Source organism: Azoarcus indigens, assembly GCF_004361735.1.
GTDB lineage: Bacteria > Pseudomonadota > Gammaproteobacteria > Burkholderiales > Rhodocyclaceae > Azoarcus > Azoarcus indigens.
On the sequence record NZ_SNVV01000016.1, the window covers coordinates 13,221 to 33,685 of the forward strand.

The window sequence follows — 20,465 nt, forward strand, 5'->3', positions numbered from 1 at the left end:
GCTCGCATGCCGCGCAGACGGGCTGCGCTGAAACGTCCCTCGCTTCGGCGCAGCCCGAGGCGCTTCGCCAGCCGCGAGAGGGCGAACGCTCGCCGGTGCCGATCCCCTTCATCATCGGCGTCAGGCCAGCGCTGCCAAGGGCGCAGAAGGCCTGAATGCGCTTGCGCTTGCCAGGCCATCTGGCGTAGGGGGGGCAGTCGCCGCCGCGCCCTGCCCTTCCGGAATCAAGCGATCAGGCTGAAGACGGCATCCGCCGGGCGAACCCGCCGCCCGCGTGATCGCCGCCCTGTTCAACCCGCCCCGCCCTCACCCCGCCACAGGCGCCGGCATCGAGTGCCCGTGGTGCCCGTGGCCGTAGCGCAGCAGCTCGGCGATTCCCCCATCCAGCGCATCGAAGCCGAGCACCTCGCCACCCCGGGCGCGGGCAAAGGTTTCGGCATCCTTGCGCTGGGCGAAGGCCGGCAGGTCCGGCCCACGCATCGGGCCGTTGGCGGTGGAGCCGTGCACGAACCAGGCTTGCGCCGCCGGCACCCAGCCGCCGCCGGCGTAGTCTGTGACGTAGCGGGCGGCAATCTCGCCAGCGCCCTGGCCCTCGGTGAAGCGGCTGCTGTCGGCGATGAAGAGCAGCATGTCCACCGGCGAATCGAAGAACCAGGCGTCGCCGCTGGCGACGATCACCTGCGCCGCCCATTGCGGCTGGCGCGCCGGATACATGCCGCAGACGGCGCAGCGCGCCAGCGCCGGCACCGGCCGCGCGGCCAGCATCTCCAGCCCGCTGGCGGGGTCGTAGGGATGCACCGCACCGGGGAAAGGCGCGCCGGGGCGGACGATGCAGACGTCCTCGGCCAGCGCCACCGCCAGCCGGTCGCCCGCGGGCGCGGCCGCGCCCGCGGCATGCCAGCCGTAGATGGCGCCACCCAGCAGTAGCAGGCCGGTGGCCAGCATGCCCAGGCGGCAGAACGGCGTAGCGGCGGAGGCGTGGACGCGGGTTCTGGCATCCATCGCGGCTTACATCCGCTGGTCGTGCAGTGCACCGCCGTCCAGCACCACCATGTCGGCGGTGATGCCCTCGAAGCGGTAGACCTTGCCGCCGTGCTCGCCAGCGAATTTCTGCGCATCCGCCTCGCTGCCGAAGCTGGCGATGGTCGGCCCCATGGAGCCCTTGCGGCTGGAGCCGTGCACATACCAGGCGCTCCGGGCATCCACCCAGTGGCCGCGCGGGTTGTCCCACTCGGCCTTGCCCATGTCCTGCACATAGAGCGCGCGCACGCCGCGGACCTGCTCCGGCTTGAGGTAGAGGGAGAACATTTCCACCGTGTCGCAGAAGAACTCCGGCTCGGCCTTGTCCTGGTAGTGGATCTGGGCCTTGGGGCCGGGGTAGTCGGCCAGCAGCATGCCGTCCAGCGCGCACACGGTGCCGCGGTCTATCTCGACCGCCACCGGCGTCTGGGCTCTCTGGTCTGCCGGGCCGCAGGCGGCGAGCAGCGCAGCGGCGGCCGCGATCAGCAGCAGGCGGGAATACGGGGCAAGGGGGGAGGATTTCATGATGTCGTTCTCTCTTTCGTCACTTGCGGAAGCGCCAGGCAGCAATAACGAGCGGCAGCGCGATCCAGCCCAGCATCACCCCGCCCAGCATCCAGGGCTGTGCCAGCGCCGGCGGGAACACGGTGGCGAGGCCGTACAGGGTGCGCACATCGTCCAGGCTGAAGATGTTGAGGATGCGGAACACGTCCGCCGGATTGGCCAGCAGCAGGTAGGGATAGAACTCGCTGCCGTAGCCGTCGCCGCCCAGCACCAGGGCGCCCAGCAGCAACAGGTCGAACACCAGCACGAAGAAGAACCACAGCGCGATGGCCAGGCCGGAGGCGCGGGTGCGGTCGGCGGCGAACACCGACAGCATCACCGCCAGGCTGAGGAAGGCCATGCCCAGCAGCACCGAGCTGCCCATGAAGCCGAAGTAGTGGAACAGCGCGCCCACATCCAGCTGGCGCGCCAGCACCAGCGCCACCAGGCCGAAGCCGACCACGGTGGAGAAGGCCAGCGCCGCCGCCAGGCCGAGGTATTTGCCCAGCAGCAGTTCAAAGCGGGTGATGGGCAGCGCCAGCAGCAGGTCCAGCGAGCCGCGCTCGCGCTCGCCGACGATGGCGTCGAAGCCCAGCATCAGCGCGATCAGCGGGATCAGGTAGATCACCAGGCTGACCAGGCTGGCGATGGTGACTTCGATGGAGCGGAAGCCCACCGCGCCCTGCTGGGCAGCGCCGAAATAGGCGATGACGAGGGCGAAGGCGGTGAATACCAGCGCCACCGCCAGCACCCAGCGGTTGCGCAGGCGGTCCCAGAACTCCTTGCCGGCGATGGTGGCGATCTGTCGGATTTCCATGTCGCCCTCCTCAATCGGCGAAGCCGAAGAACACGTCTTCGAGCGAGGGTTCGCGCACCCGGATGTCGCTCACCCTGCCGGCCAGCATGGTGAGCGCCTCCAGCACCGCCATCTTGAGCTCGCGCCGGCATTGCAGCGCCAGGCCGCCTTCGCAGTCGCCCACCGCCAGCAGTGGCAGGCCGGCGAGCGCGGCGCGCACCGCGGCGATTTCCACCGCGGCCACCCGCAGCTCGATGTTCAACGGCAAGTCCATGCGCTCGCGCAGCGCCTGCACCGTGCCCAGCGCCTGCACCTTACCGGCGGCCATGATGGCGAGGCGGTCCACCCGCTCCTGGATCTCGGCCAGGATGTGGGAGGTGAGCACCATGGTGACGCCCTCGGCGCGCAGTTCGCGCAGGGTGGCGTAGAAGTCGCGGATGGCTTCGGGGTCCAGCCCGGTGGTGGGTTCGTCCAGGAACAGCAGCCGCGGCTTGCCGAGCAGGGCCTGGGCGAAGCCGAGGCGCTGGCGCATGCCCTTGGAGTATTCCCGCACCCGCCGCCGCGCCGCTTGGGCGAGGCCGACACGCTCCAGCGCCGGCGCGCAGTCGGCCGCCGCCGCGCCCTTGAGGCGGGCGAAGAAGTGCAGCGTTTCCAGGCCGGTGAGGTTGTCGTAGAGCACCACGTTTTCCGGCAGGTAGCCGACGGCGCGGCGGGCGGCGCGGAAATCGCGGCCGCCGACGGCGACGCCGCCGATGCGGATCTCGCCGGCGCTGGCCGGCACCAGGCCCAGCATCATCTTGAACAGGGTGCTCTTGCCGGCGCCGTTGTGGCCGATGAGACCGAACAGTTCGCCGCGGCGGATGTCCAGATCCACGCCATCCACCGCATGCACCGCGCCGTAGTGCTTGCGCACGCCGCGGACGGTGACCACCGCGTCGGTGGTTCCAGCGGCTTCAGTGGCTTCAGTGGCTTGGGCGCCCGGGTGCTGCTCCGCAGCGGCTGTGGCCAGCGGGTCGGCGCCCGCGCCGGACGACGCGTTCGGCATTTCAGCGTATGCCAGGGAAGGTCTTGCCACGCCAGTCTCTCCAGTTTTCCTTGTCGGGCCGCATGCGCGGCTTGGGGTCGACCACGCTGGGCGCGCGCAGCAGCGGGAACTGCTGGCCGACCAGGCGCAGGGTCTGCACCGCCGGGCTGGCGAGCAGCAGCTTGATCAGCGGATGCTTCCCGCTCAGGCGGTCGACCAGGTCGTTGGCCTCGTAGCGCACATCGCCCACGCCGTCGCCGTTGCGGTCCCAGCCAAGGTAGTTGCTCCAGTGGTTGCCTTCCTTGATCCCCCACAATTCGTCGCGGGCGCCGACGTAGCGCAGCTGCTCGCGGTTGGCGATGAAGTCGTTGCGTTCCACCTGGTTGTTCTTGGAGCCGGCCCACAGATGCACGCCGACGAGGTTGTCCACCAGCAGGTTGCCGCGCAGGGTGTTGTACTCGGCGTCGTAGATGAAGAAGCCGCGCGAATTGCCGGCGACGATGTTGTTCTCCACCACCGCGTCCTGGATGGTGCGCAGCATGATGCCGTGGTCGGAATTGGCCCAGACGCGGTTGTTGCGCACCACCTGGTCGCGCACCTCCATCAGCGCCAGGCCGCCGCGGTTCATCCATACATCGTTGTCCTCCCACAGGTTGCGGTAGGAGTTCATGTAGTGGGTGCCGTAGCGGCTGTGGTGCAGGCGGTTGCCGCGGAAGACGGCGTCGTGGGTGACGTCTACATAGAGGGCGTCGCGCACGAAGCTGATTTCGTTGCCCAGCACCCGGGCCCGCCGGGTGTTGTAGAGCTGCACGCCGTTGCCGCGCTGGGAGGATTGGTAATCCCGCTTGCCGGTGATGACGTTGCCTTCGATCAGCACGTCGTTGGCCTGCTCCACCCACAGGCCGAACAGGTTGTAGGTGAGCTCGCAGTTGCGCACCACCGCGCGGTCGGCGCCGGGCTGGATGTAGATGCCGGCGTTCTGCTCGCGCAGGCTGCCGCCGGAGTCGGCCACGATCAGCCCTTCGATGACGACGTCCACCGCGGTGACGCGTATCGTGTCGCCGCGCTCGCCGCCGGAGATCGTCGGCCGCTCCAGGCCGCGCAGCGTCAGCGGCTTGGTGATGCGCAGGTTCTCCACGTAGCGGCCGCGCGCCACTTCCACCACGTCACCGGCTTCGGCGCGGTCGAGCGCGGCCTGGATGGATTCGCCGGGCACCACCCGCAGCGTGGCCGCGGCGGCCAGGGGCGCCAGCGCTGCCAGCGCGATGCCGGCGATGAGGATCAGCAGGCGGCGGGCGGTGGGGAGCGTCATGGCGGAAGGCTCACACCACCAGCAGGCCGAAGGACTTCAGCGCCAGGAACAGGGCCGCGCCCATCAGCAGGTTCTTGAAGCCGACGTAGCACAGCATGTCCATCAGCGAAGCCGCGCGGTAACGCCGGCCCCACCACGGCCCTTCCTTCACATAGGGCTTGGCGCCGAGGCGGACGATGACTTCGAACACGCTCCAGCCGAACCACCAGCCGATGACGGCGCCCGCCTCCAGCCGGCCGGCGGCCGCCAGCACCCACACCACGCTGACCGCCAGCGCGAGCGCCAGGCCGGCGCCCTGCAGCGCGCGCAATTGAGTGCGCGGATGGCGGAAGCCGCTGCGGCTCCACGGCCACAGGTGGTCCCAAAGCTCGGCGGCCAGCCGGCGCAGGCCACCGCCTTCCGCCGCGTAGGGCGGCTGCACCGGCTCGGTGAGCATTCTCGGGTCGACCATGTTGTCGTTCTCCATTGCCTCAGGACTGCGGCGCTATGCCGCTGGCCGCGTTGGCGGTGGCCGCGTTGGCGGTGGCCGCGGCGGGCACCGGCTTGATCGGGATGTAGTAGCCGTTCGCGCCTATCGGCGTCAGCGGCAGGCCGGCCTTGCCGCGGCGCTTGCGCTCGTGCACCAGCGGCGGGCAGGCGTGGTCGTCGGTGTAGAGCACCATGCAGTCCAGGCAATGCAGGCATTCGCGCTGGTCGATGCGGCCGTGCTCGTCGATGGCCTGGGAGCCGCAGCCCACCGCGCAGGCCTTGCAGCTGCTGCACTCCGACTTGCGCTTGAGGCCGAACCAGCGGAAGGTCGTCGGCATCGCCAGCGAGGCGCCAAGCGGGCACAGGTACTTGCAGAACGGCCGCTCGGTGAAGATCGACAAGCCGAGCAGGCTGGCGGCGAACAAGGTGTAGGGCCAGCTGCGGTTGAACAGGCCGACCAGGAAGGTGGTCTTGAACGGCTCCACCTCGGCCAGCATCTCCGCCAGCCCCATGGAGAACACCGATACCGCCAGCAATCCGCCGAACACGCCGTACTTCACCCACTTCAGGCGGTGGTGCCAGACCTTGGGCAGCTTGAACTGGAAGCGCTTCAGCCCGACCCAGCCGCCTGTCTTGTACAGCAGCTCCGACAGCGAGCCGAAGGGGCACAGCCAGCCGCAAAACAGCCCCCTGCCCCACAGGAAGACGGTGGCGACGATGAAGATCCAGAACAGGAAGATGAAGGGATCGGTGAGGAAGAGCTCCCAGCGCCACTGGAACAGCAGCGCATGGAACCAGGTGAGCACCTGGGTGATGGAGGGCTGCGCCATCAGGTGGAAGCCGACGAAGCCGATGCTGATGAGCCAGAAGCTGTACTTGAAGCCATTCACCGGCCACTTGTTGTTGCGGGTGGCGGCGCGGGTCAGGCGGTCACGCCGGGCATATACCACCGCCACCGCGATCAGCAGCGCGGCGAAGGCGGCGATCTCGTAGCGGCGCGTCTGCCACACCCGCAGCCAGGGCGGCGCCGGCTTCTTCACCTCAGGCCGGCCGCCGTCCAAGTAGTGCGCGGGCAGCCAGTATTCGCTGTCGAAGTTGGCGAAGCTGCGGGTGCCGGTTTCGCGGTCCACCCGGTTGCCGAGGAAGGTGAACTTCCACGGGTAGGCGGCGGAGAAGGCGTCGGAGCGGATGATGAAGATGGCCGACTCGTCGAAACGCGGCGCACCGGCCGCCGCCAGGCCGTAGAGGTTGAGGTAGTCCAGGTCGCGGAAGGTGAAGGCGTCCTGGCCCTGACGCACTTGCACCCGGTCGTACAGGCCGCCGCGCACGAAGCCGGAACCCTTGAAGGATTCCTTGCCGTCGCTGCGGATCACGAAGATGGCGTGCTCGCCCGGCTTCAGCCGTGCCAGCAGGTTCTGCCAGCCGGCCTCGCCCAGGACCGCGCGGCCCACGTCCGGCTGGTTGAGGTAGCCGTACCAGAGTTCGATGAAGGGCTGGGCGGCGCGCGGCAGGCCAACCTGCTCCGGCGCCACTGTCAGCTTCTTCACGCTGCCTTCCGTGGCCAGCGTCGCCCAGTCCGGCGTTGCGCCGGTTTCCAGCAGCCGGGCCTGCGGACGCATGGTGCGTTCCAGAATGCCGACCTGGCGCGCCACCGCGGCGCCGGAGCTCATCATCACCTGGTTCTGCGCGATCACAGTGACGGTGGCACCGGAGATGGCGTCCAGGCCGATGATGTCTTCCTCCGGCCGCGACTGGCCGATCTCGATGTTGTCGCCGACGAACTTGCCGAGGTACTGCTGGTTGAAGCGCACCAGCGCCGATTCCGGAATGCCCAGCAGCAGGATGGGCTCGGAGTGCTTGAGGATGCGGCTGCCGGTGAAGCGGCCGTTGGCGTCCATGCCGATCAGCGTCACCACCGGCTTGCCGGAATAGGCGGGAATGTCGGTGATGTCGGTGGACAGCATCACATAGCCCGCCAGGCGCCTGCCGTTTCCCTCCTCGACATAACCTTCGACATAGAAGGGTCTTCCCTTGCGCTCGGAGAAAATCGTGGCGCCCGGGAGCACCTCGGCACAGGGCACGTAGTCGCACAAACGGGGAGCGGTGTTCAGTTCGGCGGGCAGCTTGGCCTCGTAGGCATCCGCCCGCACCAGGGGGGCCGCGAACAGCAGCGCGGCGAGTAGCAGCAGCCCGCGCAGGGCCTGGGGGATCATCATGGTACGGTCCGTCTGGAACGGCATGGCCGCAGTCTAGGAAGCGCGACGCAGGCTGTACTTGTTGCGGGTCAATTTCGCCGGGCGCTCCACCAGCGCCTGCAGGGAAAAAAGCGAGGGGCGCCAGGCCCCTCGAATCGCACCCCATCAACAACCCGGGAAAAAGAAAGGGATCAGGCCTCCACGATCATGCGCGAGCGCATCTCGAGGTGCAGCGCGTGGCAGAAGTGGGTGCAGTAGCACCAGAACACGCCCGGCTTGTCGGCCTTGAAGGTGACGGACTTCGTCTCCTGCGGATTGACGATGAAATTGACGTTGTACTTCGGGATGGCGAAGCCGTGCGTCAGGTCTTCCACCTTGTCCAGGTTGGTGAGGATGATGGTGATCTCGTCGCCCACCTTGACCTTGAACTCCCGCGGCTCGAAGGCCGGCGCCAGTGAGGCGATCTTCACCGTGACCTTCTTGCCGTCGCGGAACACGCCGGCTTCCTTCTGATCCTTCACCGCCAGCGGGAACTCGCTCATGTCATAGACCTGCTTGGGCCGCAGCAGATCGCGCTTGAAGATGATGAAGTCGTGCGGCTCCGGCCGTACCGGGTGGTCCGCCACCAGCTTCATCTTCTCGCCGGAGATGTCCACCAGCTGCTCGGTTTCCGCATGCAGCGGGCCGACCGGCAGGAAGCGGTCCTTGGAGAACTTGCAACCCACCGCCAGCCACTTGCCGTCGGCGAAGCGGGTTTCGGACTGGGAGGCATTCACGTGGCCCGGCTGGTAGGTGACATCCAGGCGATCGACGACGTACTGCGCGCTCTTGTCGCCGGCGTGGAATCTGATCGCCGCATCCACGTTCCATTTCACGATCTGGCTGTCGAGAAAGAGCGTGGTGTAGGCGTTGCCGCGGCCGTCGAAGGCGGTGTGCAGCGGGCCGAGACCCAGTTCCACTTCAGCGACGATGGCCTTGTCGATGTCGTCCAGCTTGCCGTCGAACCAGTCCAGTACCTTGGCCAGCTCGATCACCGTGCCGGTGGGCGAAAGCTTGCCGGCGCAGATGAAGTACTTGGCGTCCGGCGTGGCATTCACGCCGTGCGGGTTCTTCGGTACCGACACGTAGCCGACCAGCGCGGTCTTCGGGTCCGGGTTGGCGGCGCGGGTTCCATCCACCACCGGCACCTTGGACGTGCCTATGGTGATGGTCTTGCCGGCCTTCACCGCCTCCTCGACGCGGGCGATGTTGACGAACAGGCAGGCGTCGCGCTCGGCGGACATCATGCCTTCATAGTGGTAGCCGCCTTCGGTGTTGTACTGGTTGGTCGCCGCCAGCTTGCCGTCGTAGGAGGTGGCCACCAGGTCGCAGTTGCCGTCGATCAGCATCTGCCAGCGCACTTCCATGGTCTCCGCATCGACGCAGGAGAACAGCGAGCGGTATTTCTCCGGCGATTCCAGATCGCGGCCGTCGTTGGGCAGCGGAACGTGGAACTCGGCGCCGCAGAACACGCGGGTGGTGTAGTTGATCGCCGGGTCCACCGGGTCGCGCTTGTCCGGGAAGATGCCGTGGAAGCCCTGCACATTGGGCAGCTCGGTGATCTTGTCGCAGATGAAGTAATCCAGCCGGATACGGGCGATACGGCTGTTGATCTTGTCATTGATCCAGGCGTAGCGGCCGTCGTAGTTGCCGTCCTTGTAGGAGGCATGGGTGTGGTGGGTGTCGGCCACGGTGTACTTCAGGCTGCCGTCCGCCTTGGTACCCATCACCGCCTTGGATTCATTGGTGATGCCCCAGCCCACCAGCGCGTCCGGCACGAAGCACGGCACCCGGTGCAGCTCGCGGCCGGAAGGCATGCCGAGCACGCGGAAGTCGCCGGTGTGGCCGCCGCTCCAGAAACCGTAATACGTATCCAGCTCGCCCGGCTTCAGGTGCGGGTTCTGACCTTCGTGGGCGGCGTCGGCATGGCCGGCCGCGGCGGCAGGCACAGCGCTGGCCGACTTGCTGTCCTGGTTGCAGGCGGACAGGCCGACACTCATCGAGGCGCCCGCAAGCCCCGCTACCGCCGCGGTGTTGAGGAATCTGCGACGGCCCGTATCCAGCTGCTCCTCAGGCGTCTTGTTGTGTTCTCGGCTCATGTTGCGTGACTCCGTTTGCGATGGGATGACCTTCTTGTCGGGGTCGATTCTCGAAGTCCGCGACAGCGGAATCCTTGATCCACCGCAAATTCGGAAAGTCACTTCGCGCAGGGCAGCAAAGCCATGGCCAGGGAATATGTCAGTGCGGCCGGCACAGCCACACCACCCGCATAAGCGGTACGCCTGGCCGACGCGCGTCCGGCCATGCCGTTTTGTTGCGGGAAATTTCGCGGAGGCGCGGAAAAGGGAACGCAGAAATGGAAAAGGCCCCTGGGTTTCCAGGGGCCTTTCCGTATCTGGCGGAGACGGAGGGATTCGAACCCTCGATGCGAGTTTTAGCCCGCATGCTCCCTTAGCAGGGGAGTGCCTTCGACCTCTCGGCCACGTCTCCGTTACGAGGGCGCGACTATAGCTGGTTCGCGCCAGCGGGTCAATTTCAAGCTTCGCCGCCGTCCAGGCCGAAAGCCTTATGCAGCACGCGCACCGCCAGCTCGAGATACTTCTCTTCGATGGCGACGGAAATCTTGATCTCGGAGGTCGAGATCATCTGAATGTTGATGCCCTCCTCGGCCAGCGTGCGGAACATCTTGGAAGCCACGCCCGGATGCGAACGCATGCCGACGCCGACCACCGAAACCTTGGCCATGGTCTTGTCGCTCTTCAGCTCACGGGCGCCGAAATGCGCCTTCACGCCGTCCAGGATCTTGACCGCCTTGTCCAAGTCACCGCGGCCGACGGTAAAGGAGAAATCGGTGGTGCCGTCATGGCCGACGTTCTGGATGATCATGTCCACATCGATGTTCGCTTCCGCGATCGGACCGAGGATCTGGTAGGCGATGCCGGGCTTGTCGGGCACGCCGAGAACGGTGAGCTTGGCCTCGTCGCGGTTGAAGGCGATGCCGGAGATAACGGGCTGTTCCATGTTGCTGTCTTCCTCGACTGTGATGAGCGTGCCCTCCCCTCCGTCCTGGAAACTGGACAGGACACGCAGCTTGACCTTGTACTTGCCGGCGAACTCGACCGAGCGGATCTGCAGCACCTTGGAGCCCAGGCTGGCCATCTCGAGCATCTCCTCGAAGGTGATGGTGTCCAGCTTGCGGGCTTCCGGAACGATGCGCGGGTCGGTGGTATAGACGCCGTCCACATCGGTGTAGATCTGGCATTCGTCGGCATTGAGCGCCGCCGCCAGTGCAACCCCGGTGGTATCCGAGCCGCCGCGGCCCAGCGTGGTGATGTTGCCGTCGGCGTCCACGCCCTGGAAGCCAGCGACCACCACCACCGAACCCTGCTGCAGGTCGCGGCGCATGCGCTCCTCATCGATCTCCAGGATGCGCGCCTTGGTGAATGAGGAGTCGGTGAGGATGCGCACCTGGCTACCGGTGTAACTCTTCGCCTTGACGCCAATGTCTTGCAGCGCCATGCACAACAGGCCAATGGTGACCTGTTCGCCGGTGGAGATCACCACGTCCAGCTCACGCGGCTCCGGCGTCGCCGCCACTTCCTTGGCCAGCGCGATCAGCCGGTTCGTCTCGCCGCTCATCGCCGAAACCACGACCACCACGTCATGGCCCTCGGCGCGGAACTTGGCCACCTTGCGGGCAACGTTCTTGATCCGCTCGGGGCTACCCATGGAGGTGCCACCATACTTCTGAACTATCAGAGCCATCGATCCAAGCGCCTGTGGATAAAGCCCGAAATTCTATCCAAAGGCGGAGGTTTTTGCAGGAGTGAGAATCTTGACACGGAGAACCGCAAATATTGGTTACGGTTAACCCGGAACTGAGCGGCATCCCGGTTGTATGTATGAAGAATAGTGATCTATACTTGATTCACCCTACAACTTAAGTCGTAGGAACTTTCTAAAACCCAGCCAGGTCTCATATCGCGTCTGGCTACCCAACACAGGGCTTAATCATGAAAAACGCCGAAACCATTGACGTCCGCGAGATCCGTCGCAAGCTCGGTCTGAACCAGTCCCAGTTCTGGTCCAAGATCGGCGTAACCCAAAGCGGGGGCTCCCGCTATGAGAGCGGCCGCAACATTCCGCGCCCCGTCCAGGCTCTGCTGCGCCTCGTGCACATCGAGCAGATCGACATCAGCAAGGTGAAGAAGGACGACATGGAAGTTGCCGAATACCTGAAGGCGACCAACCCCGACCTCTACAAGTCGCTGAAGAAGGAAGCCCGCGCCAAGAAGAAAGAGCGCAGCTGATCCGTGCCGGTAGCAGGCAATCTCAAGGGCTGACGCGTACCGTCAGCCCTTTTTCACGTATACGCCCGGCAATCGCTTCCAGTTCGCCGGCGGTAAGCGGCTTCAGATGGCTCGCCTCTACCTGCATGGAAGGGCGGGCGAGGCCATACAGCAGCACGCCTTGCAGCTTGCTCACACCGGCAGCGGTCAGCACATCCAGGTACGCCGCGAGCTCAGTCCCGGACGGCGGCGCATCATCCCAGCGGAACATGCAGGTCTGTACCCAGGTCGGGCAGAGCGAGGCGCTCAATGCGAGATGCTTCGCCACCGCCGCCGGGTCCATGCGAACGCCGTTGATGCGCTCCATACCCGCCACCGTTCCCGCATCCACCTTGAACCATACTTCGCCGCCGGCCTCGCCCAGCGCATGCACGCCCTGCTGGACACGCGCCTGCGCCATCAGGCTGCCGTTGGTGATCAACCGGATCGGCACTTCCTTTCCCAGGCCTGCCTGCTCCCGCAGGCGCACCACCAGGTCTAGCGCTTCCGGGAACACCGCTGCGCTGGTTGGCTCGCCGTTGCCGGAGAAAGCGATGTCGCGGATCGCTCGCATGCCTTCCGGCGCATGGCGCTGCAGCCAGTCGCCATGGACCAGATCGTCCAGGAAGCCGCCCAACTCCTGCTCCAGTTGCGCCAGATCGATGGCAGGCGCTTTGCCGCGGACAAGATCCGGCACCTGGCAATAGGCGCAGTGCCAGTTACAGGCATTGTTGGGATTGAGGTTGATGCCAATGGATACGCCGCCGGCGCGACGCGACAGCACCGGATAGACGTAGGTCAGCCCGGCGAGATCGCGGTCGTGGTTGCGGATGGTGAGCGGGCGGGCAAGGGAAATCATCATCGACTCAGTGGGTTGCGGGGAAGTTGGACGCCGCAGGCAAGACGGGGGGCCGGAGGCCGATGCTATAATCCGCGCCCGTTCTGCCGAGACTCACCATGCGCATCACCCGCCGTCTGGAATTCGACGCCGGCCACCGGATACCGGATCACGCCAGCCAGTGCCGCCACCTGCATGGCCATCGCTATGTGCTGGAGGTCACCCTGTCGGGCGACATCATCAAGGCCGATGGACAGCCGGTCAACGGCATGGTGATGGACTTCGCCGACGTCAAGCGCATCGCCAACGAACAGGTGGTCAGCCGCTGGGACCACGCTTTTCTCGTCTATCGCGGCGACAGCTTGGTGGTGGATTTCCTCGCCACGGTTCCCGGCCACAAGACGGTGGTGCTGGATGTGGTCCCCACCGCCGAGAACCTTGCCGCCGTCGCCTTCCGCATCCTGGATGCGGCCTACCAGGACATCTACGGCAACCACCTGCGACTGGAACGTGTCCGCCTCTACGAGACGCCGAACTGCTGGGCCGACGCACTGAGGGACGAAAGCCGGAGCTGAACCGCCACGGCAAAGAAAAAAGGGAAGCGCCTGCTTCCCTTTTTCACGTCCGGCGCGGGCTTTTTCAGGCCGCGTAGCGCCGCAGCCGCATCGAGAACTCCTGCAGTTGCTGGATGCCGCTCTCTTCCGCCCGCGCGATCCAGTCATGCAACTGCTTCAGCAGTTGCTCATGGGTTGCGGTGGAGCGAGCCCAGATCGCCGACAGCTCCTCGCGCATGGATACCACCAGGCTGAGCGCGATGCTGTCCTTCATCACCACTTGCAGTTGCTGCTTCTGCCCCTCGGCGAGGTGGCGTTCCTCGCCGGACAGCACCCAGCGCTTCAGCGCCTTGGCATCGAAGCTGCCAGCGTGATGACTCTTCATCAGCTTGTCGATTTCCTCGCCGCAGATGCGCTTCAGCGAGGCGACGTAGTGGGTCATGACGTCGTAGCGGTGAGTGATCACCGCCTGCAGGGTCTCCAGGTCGGGAATCAATTTGGCCTCGCCGAACTTCGGCGTCGGAATCACCTTCTTCACCTTGGCCAGCCCCAGCCGCTCCAGCGTGCGGATATACACCCAGCCGATGTCGAGCTCGTACCAGCGGGCGGAGAACCTGGCCGAGGTGGCGAAGCTGTGATGGTTGTTGTGCAGTTCCTCACCGCCGATGATCAGCCCCCAGGGCACCAGGTTGGTGGAGGCGTCGGTGCAGTCGAAATTGCGATAGCCCCAGTAGTGGCCGAGGCCGTTGACCACGCCCGCGGCCCAGAATGGAATCCACACCATCTGCACTGCCCAGATCGTCAGCCCGATGGGGCCGAAGGCGATGAGATCGATGATCAGCATGATGGATACGCCCAGCGTGGAGCGCCGGTACACATTGCGCTCCAGCCAGTCGTCCGGCGTGCCGTGGCCGTAGCGGGCCAGGGTTTCGGCGTTCTTCGCCTCGGCGCGATACAGTTCGGCGCCCTCCCACATCACCTTGCGGATGCCGCGCGTCTGCGGGCTGTGCGGGTCTTCCTCGGTTTCGCACTTGGCGTGGTGCTTGCGGTGGATGGCGGCCCAGGCCTTGGTCTCCATGCCGGTGGTCAGCCACAGCCATAAGCGGAAGAAATGGCTGGGGATGGGATGCAGATCCAGCGCCCGGTGGGCCTGATGGCGGTGGAGGAAGATGGTGACGGAGGCGATGGTGATATGGGTAAGCACCAGGGCGACGAGGACGTAGCCCCACCAGGGAAGATCGAACAACCCGGAGATCATGTGCAGAAGAGTCCTTGCAGGGGAAAAGCTGTGCCGATTCTACGTGATGGCCTGGCGGGGAATCGCCACAAAACACACGCCTTGATCAATCCTTGGCCACGGAGTCTGGGACAGGCAAGACGGCGTTCAGTTCGGAGCCAGGAAGCAGCCGCACCTCGCGCTGGGGATAGGGGAAGCCGATGCCTTCGGCCTTGAAGCGGCGCATCACCTCGAGATTGATGGCGGATGAGATGCCCAGCGTGCCTTCCTGCGGATCGGCGATCCAGTAGCCCAGCCGCAGGTTGATGCCGTTGTCGCCGAAGCTCACCAGGTAGGCGCGGGGCGCCGGCGTCTTCAGCACCCTCGGCTGCTCGGCGGTCACCTGCACGAGGATGGCCATCGCATTCTCGACGTCCGCGTCGTAGGCCACCTGGAAATCCAGCGAAACCGAAACATTGGTGTCGCTGTAGGTTTCGTTCTTGACGATGGAGCCCACCAGGGTGTCGTTCGGCACGATGGACTCCACCCCGTTGCCGGCGCGGATGACCGTGTAGCGGGTGGTGATCTCCCGCACCACGCCGCGCTCGGTGCCGACGGTGATCAGGTTGCCGATGCGCAACGAGCGGTCCAGCAGCAGGATGAAACCGGAGACGTAATTGGCCGCGATCTTCTGCAGGCCGAGGCCGAGGCCGACGCCCAGCGCGCCGCCGAATACCGAGAGCGTGGTCAGGTCGATGCCGACCATGGGCAGCGCCACCAGCACCGCGATGAGCAACAGCAGGGCATTCGCCACCCGCGCCATCACCACCCGCACATTGGCGTCCAGCCCGGCGGCGGCGGAGAGGCGGCGGTCCACCACCCCGCCTATCCATAGCGCCACCAGCACGGTCAGCAGCACCATGGCCGCCCCCTGCATCACCATCCACAGCGACAGCTTCTGGCTGCCCATGGTGAAGGAGATGGCGTCCAGCCCATCGATGACTTCCGGCAGCCAGCCGACGATGTGCAAAGCCACCACGATCCAGGCCAGCGCAGCGAAGCTGCGCTCGAAGCCGCCCAGCCAGCTGGAGTGGCCCACCGCCTGGCGCACAGCGAAGACGACGAAGCGGATCGCCGCCAGCGACATCAGCAATGGCACCGCGAGGTCGAGCAGATAGACGTTCTGGAACTTGTTCAGCACCGCACGTGCCCCCACCACCAGGATGAGCGCCGACAGCGGGAAGATCACCCGCCGTATGCCGTGCTGGCCGAAACGGCGCGCCGCGCTGGCCGGCGTCTCCACCGCATTTGCCTTCGCCCGCTGCAAGGCCAGCCGCTGCACCATCCAGCCGGCCCCCAGGCACAGCGCCAGGGCCGCCACCTGCCAGATCACACGGGGATCGTGCAGGTCTGCCCAGATGTGCTGCAGCAGGGCAGCGAACTCGGTTCCGGCGGCGTCGGCGGGCATGGCTTCCATATGCGGGACTTCCTCGGTCAGGGCTTCCAGGGCAGACGGGTAACGGGCGTGGCCTGCGCGCGGTGGCGCCGCCAGTTGTCGCGGTAGGCGCCGGCCAGGGCGCAGTTGTCGCGCAGCACCAGCACGTTCTCCGCATTGCGGTTCTGCGCCGACCAGGTGAAGTTGTAGGAGCCGGTGGCGACCGCGCAGTGCGGGCCATCGGCATCGGCGATCAGCAGCTTGTTGTGGGCGGCGGCGTAGCGGGTTTCCAGCGCCACCGGCACACCGGCGGCGAGCAAGCGCGGCAGGGCGTTGCCCTTTTCCCGCTGGTTCATCTTGGCGTCGGCCAGCACTTCCACCGCCACGCCGCGCGCCTGCGCCGCCACCAGGGCATCGGCGATGCGCCGGCTGGTGAAGGCATAGGCCTGCACCTGCAGGCTGCGGCGGGCGCTGCCGATGACCTTGAGCAGCAGCTTCTCGGCATCGTCACGCGGGGTGAAGGCCACTTCCACTTCGCCGCTGGCCGGCATGCGCTGGCTGGCGGCGGCGGGGGTGAGGACAGGCACCACGAGGGCGGACAGGGCGAGCGCGGCCAGCAGTCCCCGGGCGCGGTGCCGGGGACCAGGACGGCGCTCAGGCATCGGCGCTCCGTTCCAGCACCGCCGCGAAGAAGCCATCGGTGTCATGCAGCCGCGGGCTGAGGCGCAAGCGTTCGCCGGTCTGCAGGGCCACACCCTGCTTCTCCAGCACCGCGCTGGCGTCGACCTGGCGGAAGCCGGGGTGAGCGGCCAGGAAGGCATCCACCACCGCATCGTTCTCTTCCGCCAGCAGGCTGCAGGTGGCGTACACCAGCCGCCCGCCCGGCCGCACCAGGCGGGCGGCGGAGGCCAGGATGGCGCGCTGCTTGGCGACCATCTCGTCCACGCCGGCAGCACTCTGCCGCCACTTCAGGTCGGGGTTGCGGCGCAGGGTGCCCAAGCCGCTGCAGGGCGCATCCACCAGCACGCGGTCGGCCTTGCCGGCCAGGCGCTTCACCTTGGCGTCGTTTTCATGCGCGATCAGCACCGGATGCACGTTGGACAGCCCGGCCCGCGCCATGCGCGGCTTGAGCTTGGCGAGGCGCTTCTCGGCGACGTCGAAGGCATAGAGGCGGCCGGTGGAGCGCATCATCGCGCCCAGCTGCAGCGTCTTGCCGCCGGCGCCGGCGCAGAAGTCCACCACCAGTTCGCTGCGCTTGGGCTGGACCAGCAGGCCGAGCAACTGGCTGCCTTCGTCCTGCACTTCCACCGTGCCATCGAGGAACAGCGGGTGCTTCTGCAGCGCCGGCTTGCCGCCGAGGCGGATGGCCTGCGGCGACCAGGCGCCGGGCTCGGCCTTGAAGCCTTCCGCGTTGAGCCGGGCCAGCACTTCGTCGCGGTTGCCTTTCAGCAGGTTCACCCGCAGATCCAACGGTGCCGGCTGGTTGAGGCTGCGGGCGAGGTCGAGCAGCGCTTCCTCGTCATGGGTGGCGAGCAGGCGCTCGGCCAGCCAGTCGGGCAGGTCGGCGCGTTCGGCCAGGCTGCCGCCATCGATGGGCGCGGCCTTCACTGCCGCCACCCAGTCGCGCTCGGTGGGCGAGGCCAGGCCCTCGAACTGGCGCATCGGCCAGCCTTCGCCGCGCGCCAGCCAGGCCAGCAGCAGCTGCCGCGGGGTGGCGTCGTCGCCGGCCAGGCGGCGCAGCCAGCGCAGGCGGCGCAGGATGCCGTACACCGCCTCGGCGATGAAGCCGCGGTCGCGGTGGCCGAGCTCGCGGTTGTCGCGGAAGTGGCGGGACAACACCGCGTCCGCCGGGTGTTCGAAGGCCAGCACCGCGCCCAATACCTGGGTGGCCTGGATCAGCAGGCCGCGGGAAACGGCGGCCTCGTTCGTCTTGGTCTGTTTCTGCATAGCGCCTTCAGTTGGCGAAGAGGCCGTTCGGGGCCTCCGCGCTCTTCTCTTCCTTGAGTTCTACCATTTCCTGCACGGCGGCCAGCTCGCGCTCGCCTCCCTTGTTCTCGTCCGCCTGCGCCAGCCGCAGGTGGGTAGCTTGCTGGTCCAACATCTCGCCCTTGTCGTCCGTCATGCGAATGCGCACCGGCAGCATGCCGTAGTTGCGCGCCAGCCAGATGTCTATGGTGAGCGAGCCGTCCTCCGCCTGGGCGCGCAGCCGCAGGGTATCGACCCTGCCGATGGGCAGCCGCAGGCCCTCGTCGCCCACCGCCTCCAGCAGCGCGATCTTGGCCTCCTTGTTGCTCACCACCGTCAGCGTGCGCGGCAGGCCGGCGGTGCCGACGATGCCGATCTGGTGCCACAGGCTAAGCACGTCCTGGTCGCCTGCCTGGATCCCGGCGCTGCGCCGCTCGCGTTCGCCGCGGCGGATGCTGACCTTGCCGGCCTGCCAGTCGAACAGCGCCGTCTCCGGCTCCTTGCCCTGCTGCTGCACGCTGAAACGCCGGGGTTGCAGGCCCTGCGGCCCCACGCCGCCCTCGCTGTGCTGGGAATACTGGAAGCCGCGCACCAGCGCGATCAGCCCGGTGGTGCGCAGGTTCACCTCCATGCGATAGCTGTCGTCGTCATGCGACCAGCTGTGGCTGGCCTCGCCCACCTCCAGGCGCTTCTCGCCGAGGAACACCCGGAAGCTGATGCTGCCCTGCGCCGGCCAACCTTCGATGCTGAAGGCCTCCGCCGGGGGCGCATTGTCCACCGCGCCGTCCTTTTCCGCCACCGGCAAGGGAGCGGAGACAGGCAGCGCGCCGCCGCCGTTATCCGGCGCCGGCGGGGCGAACTCCTCAGGCGCATCCACGTCGGGAATCGACTGCCGCGGCGGCGGCATCAACCCCGCCGGCTCGGCCTTGGTACTGGCCGCCTCCGCCTGGCGGACGGGCCTGGGCCGGGGCGGTGCGGCCACCGGCCGGGGCGGCGCGGGCCGGATCTCCGGCGGCGGGGGCGCCGCCGGCCGCGCCGGCAGCAGCGTGGCAGTCAACACCGGTTCCGCTGCGGTTTGCCCGAGCGGTGCAATGGAGAAATGCCAGAGGTCGCTGCCGAACAAGGCGCCGTGGGCGAGCAGCGAGGCCCCGAGCGCGAGGAGCAGGCGGCGGTTGATCATGGCCGCCTGCCCTCAGCCGGCTCCCAGCGCCGGCACGGTCCAGCTGGCGCCGGCCTCTTCAGCACCGACGACCCTCACCCGGTTGTCGCCGCCCAGCTGCAGCCGGCCTTCGACGAACCAGCGCACCGCCTGCGGATAGATGCGGTGCTCCTGCTCCAGCACCCGCGCCGCCAGGCTGGCCTCATCGTCGTCGTCGCGCACCGGCACCACCGCCTGGATCACCATCGGTCCGCTGTCCAGCTCCGCGGTGACGAAATGCACCGTAGCGCCGTGTACCCGTACCCCAGCCTCCAGCGCACGGCGGTGGGTGTGCAGGCCGGGGAAGGCCGGCAGCAGCGACGGGTGGATGTTGATCAGGCGGCCTTCGTAGCGGCGCACGAAGTCGTCGGTCAGCACCCGCATGAAGCCGGCCAGCACCACCAGATCGGGATCGCGCGCGTCTATCGCCTCGGCCAGCGCGGCATCGAAGGCGCTGCGGTCGGCGTAGGCCTTATGGTCTATCGCCAGCGCGGCAATGCCTTGCGCCTCGGCAAAGGCGAGCGCGGGCGAATCCGGCCGGTTGCTGATCACCGCGGCGATGCGGGCGCCGGGAATGCCGGCGCGCACGATGGCTTCCATATTGCTGCCGCGGCCGGAAACGAGAATGACGATGGACTTCATGATCCTTGAGGCTTGCAGGAAAGGCTGCGGGAAAAATCCGGGCAGGGGCCGGCGCCCTGGCGGGCGGAAACCGGTGCCTAATGCACCGGCAGGAACACCGCGGTGGCCATGCTCTGGACCACCCGGGTCACCGTACGTTCGGTCTTCTCCTCGACCACGTCGGAGAGAAGCTCCAGCAAGCCGATGATGCGCCCGAACTCGCGCTCGAAGCTGAGGTTGGTGATGTCGCCGATCTCGTTCGACAGCAGCAGCAGCTCGCCGCGCTCGTCGCGCGCGCTGGCCAGTTTCCAGGCCGCGATCTCGACGTTGCGGGCCGCATTGTAGAGGTGCTGGGCGTCCAGATCATCCAGCACGTAAAACTCCTCCCGGTCGCCGAAGGCCGACTGCACCATGCTCGCCATGCCGACGATATAGGCCATGACCCGGTCGCCGCGGTAGCCGGGGTGCAACGCCACCTGTATCGCATCCACCCCGCGGCGGTAGCCCAGCTCCTCGAAGCGCCAGCCGTGCTTGTCGTCGAAGACGCGCGACACCGCCGCCTCCAGCGTGGGCGCCGACTTGCGCCACTCCTTCGGGTTGCGCTTGTAGAGCTTCACCGCCAGCCGGCGCAGGCTGATGAAGATGCGCTGCTGGTCCGCCTCGACGAAGCGGTTCACATCCGACTTCACCAGATGCTGCACCGCCCAGGCCGGCAGGCGGCCTTCGCGCGGCGCCGTGCCCGGCGACGAACAGCCCGCCATCAGCGCGATGCCGAGCATGCCCGCGGCCCAGCCCCTGCGCACACCTACGCCTCCCCCACGCCCCATGCACGCCTCCCCGTTGCCCCGGGCATCAGAATAATTTGGGCAAATAATAACCAAGCCCGCGCGGCAGCGGCATCTCCGCTGCATGG

At 67.0% G+C, this 20,465-nt stretch carries 19 protein-coding genes and 1 tRNA gene; 2 read left to right on the plus strand and 18 right to left on the minus strand.

The window, feature by feature from the left end; genetic code table 11:
• Positions 1 to 306: 306 nt before the first annotated feature.
• The 10 genes from C7389_RS16910 to C7389_RS16950 all read right to left on the minus strand — a co-directional run bounded on the left by C7389_RS16910 (position 307) and on the right by C7389_RS16950 (position 11,162).
• The gene (locus C7389_RS16910) at positions 307 to 1,002 is read right to left on the minus strand and encodes a nitrous oxide reductase accessory protein NosL (RefSeq protein ID WP_246034837.1); all 696 of its coding nucleotides are present in this window, start codon (positions 1,000 to 1,002) and stop codon (positions 307 to 309) included.
• A 6-nt stretch (positions 1,003 to 1,008) separates the two neighbouring features.
• A complete protein-coding gene (locus C7389_RS16915; protein WP_133593650.1) occupies positions 1,009 to 1,545 on the minus strand; it encodes a nitrous oxide reductase accessory protein NosL in 537 nt (178 codons plus the stop codon).
• A gap of 19 nt (positions 1,546 to 1,564) precedes the next feature.
• A complete protein-coding gene (locus C7389_RS16920; protein WP_133593652.1) occupies positions 1,565 to 2,380 on the minus strand; it encodes an ABC transporter permease in 816 nt (271 codons plus the stop codon).
• 10 nt (positions 2,381 to 2,390) lie between these two features.
• Positions 2,391 to 3,290: an ABC transporter ATP-binding protein gene (locus C7389_RS16925; RefSeq protein WP_246034854.1), complete on the minus strand. Its 900-nt coding sequence runs from the start codon at positions 3,288 to 3,290 to the stop codon at positions 2,391 to 2,393.
• Between the two features lie 115 nt (positions 3,291 to 3,405).
• Positions 3,406 to 4,695, minus strand: coding sequence for a nitrous oxide reductase family maturation protein NosD (locus tag C7389_RS16930; protein ID WP_133593656.1), 1,290 nt, complete (start codon positions 4,693 to 4,695; stop codon positions 3,406 to 3,408).
• A 10-nt stretch (positions 4,696 to 4,705) separates the two neighbouring features.
• Positions 4,706 to 5,146, minus strand: coding sequence for a transcription regulator (locus C7389_RS25180; RefSeq protein ID WP_211168445.1), 441 nt, complete (start codon positions 5,144 to 5,146; stop codon positions 4,706 to 4,708).
• A gap of 19 nt (positions 5,147 to 5,165) precedes the next feature.
• Positions 5,166 to 7,379 (minus strand): NosR/NirI family protein, encoded by a 2,214-nt coding sequence (locus tag C7389_RS16935; RefSeq protein WP_211168444.1) that lies wholly within the window; start codon positions 7,377 to 7,379, stop codon positions 5,166 to 5,168.
• Positions 7,380 to 7,549: 170 nt separating this feature from the next.
• Positions 7,550 to 9,496 carry a TAT-dependent nitrous-oxide reductase gene (nosZ, locus tag C7389_RS16940; RefSeq protein ID WP_133593658.1) on the minus strand — a complete coding sequence of 649 codons (1,947 nt, stop codon included), beginning with the start codon at positions 9,494 to 9,496 and terminating at the stop codon, positions 7,550 to 7,552.
• Positions 9,497 to 9,793: 297 nt separating this feature from the next.
• Positions 9,794 to 9,887, minus strand: a tRNA-Ser gene (locus C7389_RS16945).
• Positions 9,888 to 9,932: 45 nt separating this feature from the next.
• Positions 9,933 to 11,162: an aspartate kinase gene (locus C7389_RS16950; RefSeq protein WP_133593660.1), complete on the minus strand. Its 1,230-nt coding sequence runs from the start codon at positions 11,160 to 11,162 to the stop codon at positions 9,933 to 9,935.
• Between the two features lie 248 nt (positions 11,163 to 11,410).
• Between C7389_RS16950 and C7389_RS16955 the strand changes: the two genes are divergently transcribed.
• Entirely contained in the window at positions 11,411 to 11,707 is a 297-nt protein-coding gene (locus C7389_RS16955; protein WP_133593662.1) for a helix-turn-helix domain-containing protein, read from the plus strand.
• A 22-nt stretch (positions 11,708 to 11,729) separates the two neighbouring features.
• On the opposite strand, the gene C7389_RS16960 is transcribed toward C7389_RS16955, so the two are convergent.
• Positions 11,730 to 12,584, minus strand: coding sequence for a radical SAM protein (locus tag C7389_RS16960; protein WP_211168448.1), 855 nt, complete (start codon positions 12,582 to 12,584; stop codon positions 11,730 to 11,732).
• A gap of 98 nt (positions 12,585 to 12,682) precedes the next feature.
• On the opposite strand from C7389_RS16960, the gene queD reads away from it, so the two are divergent.
• Complete coding sequence (gene queD / locus C7389_RS16965) at positions 12,683 to 13,138, plus strand: 6-carboxytetrahydropterin synthase QueD (protein ID WP_133593666.1); 456 nt, start codon at positions 12,683 to 12,685, stop codon at positions 13,136 to 13,138.
• Between the two features lie 64 nt (positions 13,139 to 13,202).
• Here the strand turns inward: queD and C7389_RS16970 are convergent, their stop codons facing one another.
• From C7389_RS16970 to C7389_RS17000, 7 genes are all read right to left on the minus strand, one after another.
• Positions 13,203 to 14,375, minus strand: coding sequence for a DesA family fatty acid desaturase (locus C7389_RS16970; protein WP_133593668.1), 1,173 nt, complete (start codon positions 14,373 to 14,375; stop codon positions 13,203 to 13,205).
• Between the two features lie 85 nt (positions 14,376 to 14,460).
• Complete coding sequence (locus C7389_RS16975; protein WP_246034839.1) at positions 14,461 to 15,810, minus strand: mechanosensitive ion channel family protein; 1,350 nt, start codon at positions 15,808 to 15,810, stop codon at positions 14,461 to 14,463.
• 17 nt (positions 15,811 to 15,827) lie between these two features.
• Positions 15,828 to 16,430, minus strand: coding sequence for a phospholipase D family nuclease (locus C7389_RS16980; protein WP_133593670.1), 603 nt, complete (start codon positions 16,428 to 16,430; stop codon positions 15,828 to 15,830).
• Positions 16,423 to 17,715, minus strand: coding sequence for an RsmB/NOP family class I SAM-dependent RNA methyltransferase (locus C7389_RS16985; protein WP_133593672.1), 1,293 nt, complete (start codon positions 17,713 to 17,715; stop codon positions 16,423 to 16,425). Before C7389_RS16985 ends, C7389_RS16980 begins: the two co-directional genes overlap by 8 nt.
• Positions 17,716 to 17,722: 7 nt before the next feature.
• Positions 17,723 to 18,913, minus strand: a complete 1,191-nt coding sequence (locus C7389_RS16990) for a DUF3108 domain-containing protein (RefSeq protein WP_133593674.1) — start codon at positions 18,911 to 18,913, stop codon at positions 17,723 to 17,725.
• Between the two features lie 12 nt (positions 18,914 to 18,925).
• Complete coding sequence (gene purN, locus C7389_RS16995) at positions 18,926 to 19,573, minus strand: phosphoribosylglycinamide formyltransferase (protein WP_133593676.1); 648 nt, start codon at positions 19,571 to 19,573, stop codon at positions 18,926 to 18,928.
• 77 nt (positions 19,574 to 19,650) lie between these two features.
• Entirely contained in the window at positions 19,651 to 20,355 is a 705-nt protein-coding gene (locus tag C7389_RS17000; protein WP_246034841.1) for a hypothetical protein, read from the minus strand.
• Between the last annotated feature and the right edge of the window lie 110 nt (positions 20,356 to 20,465).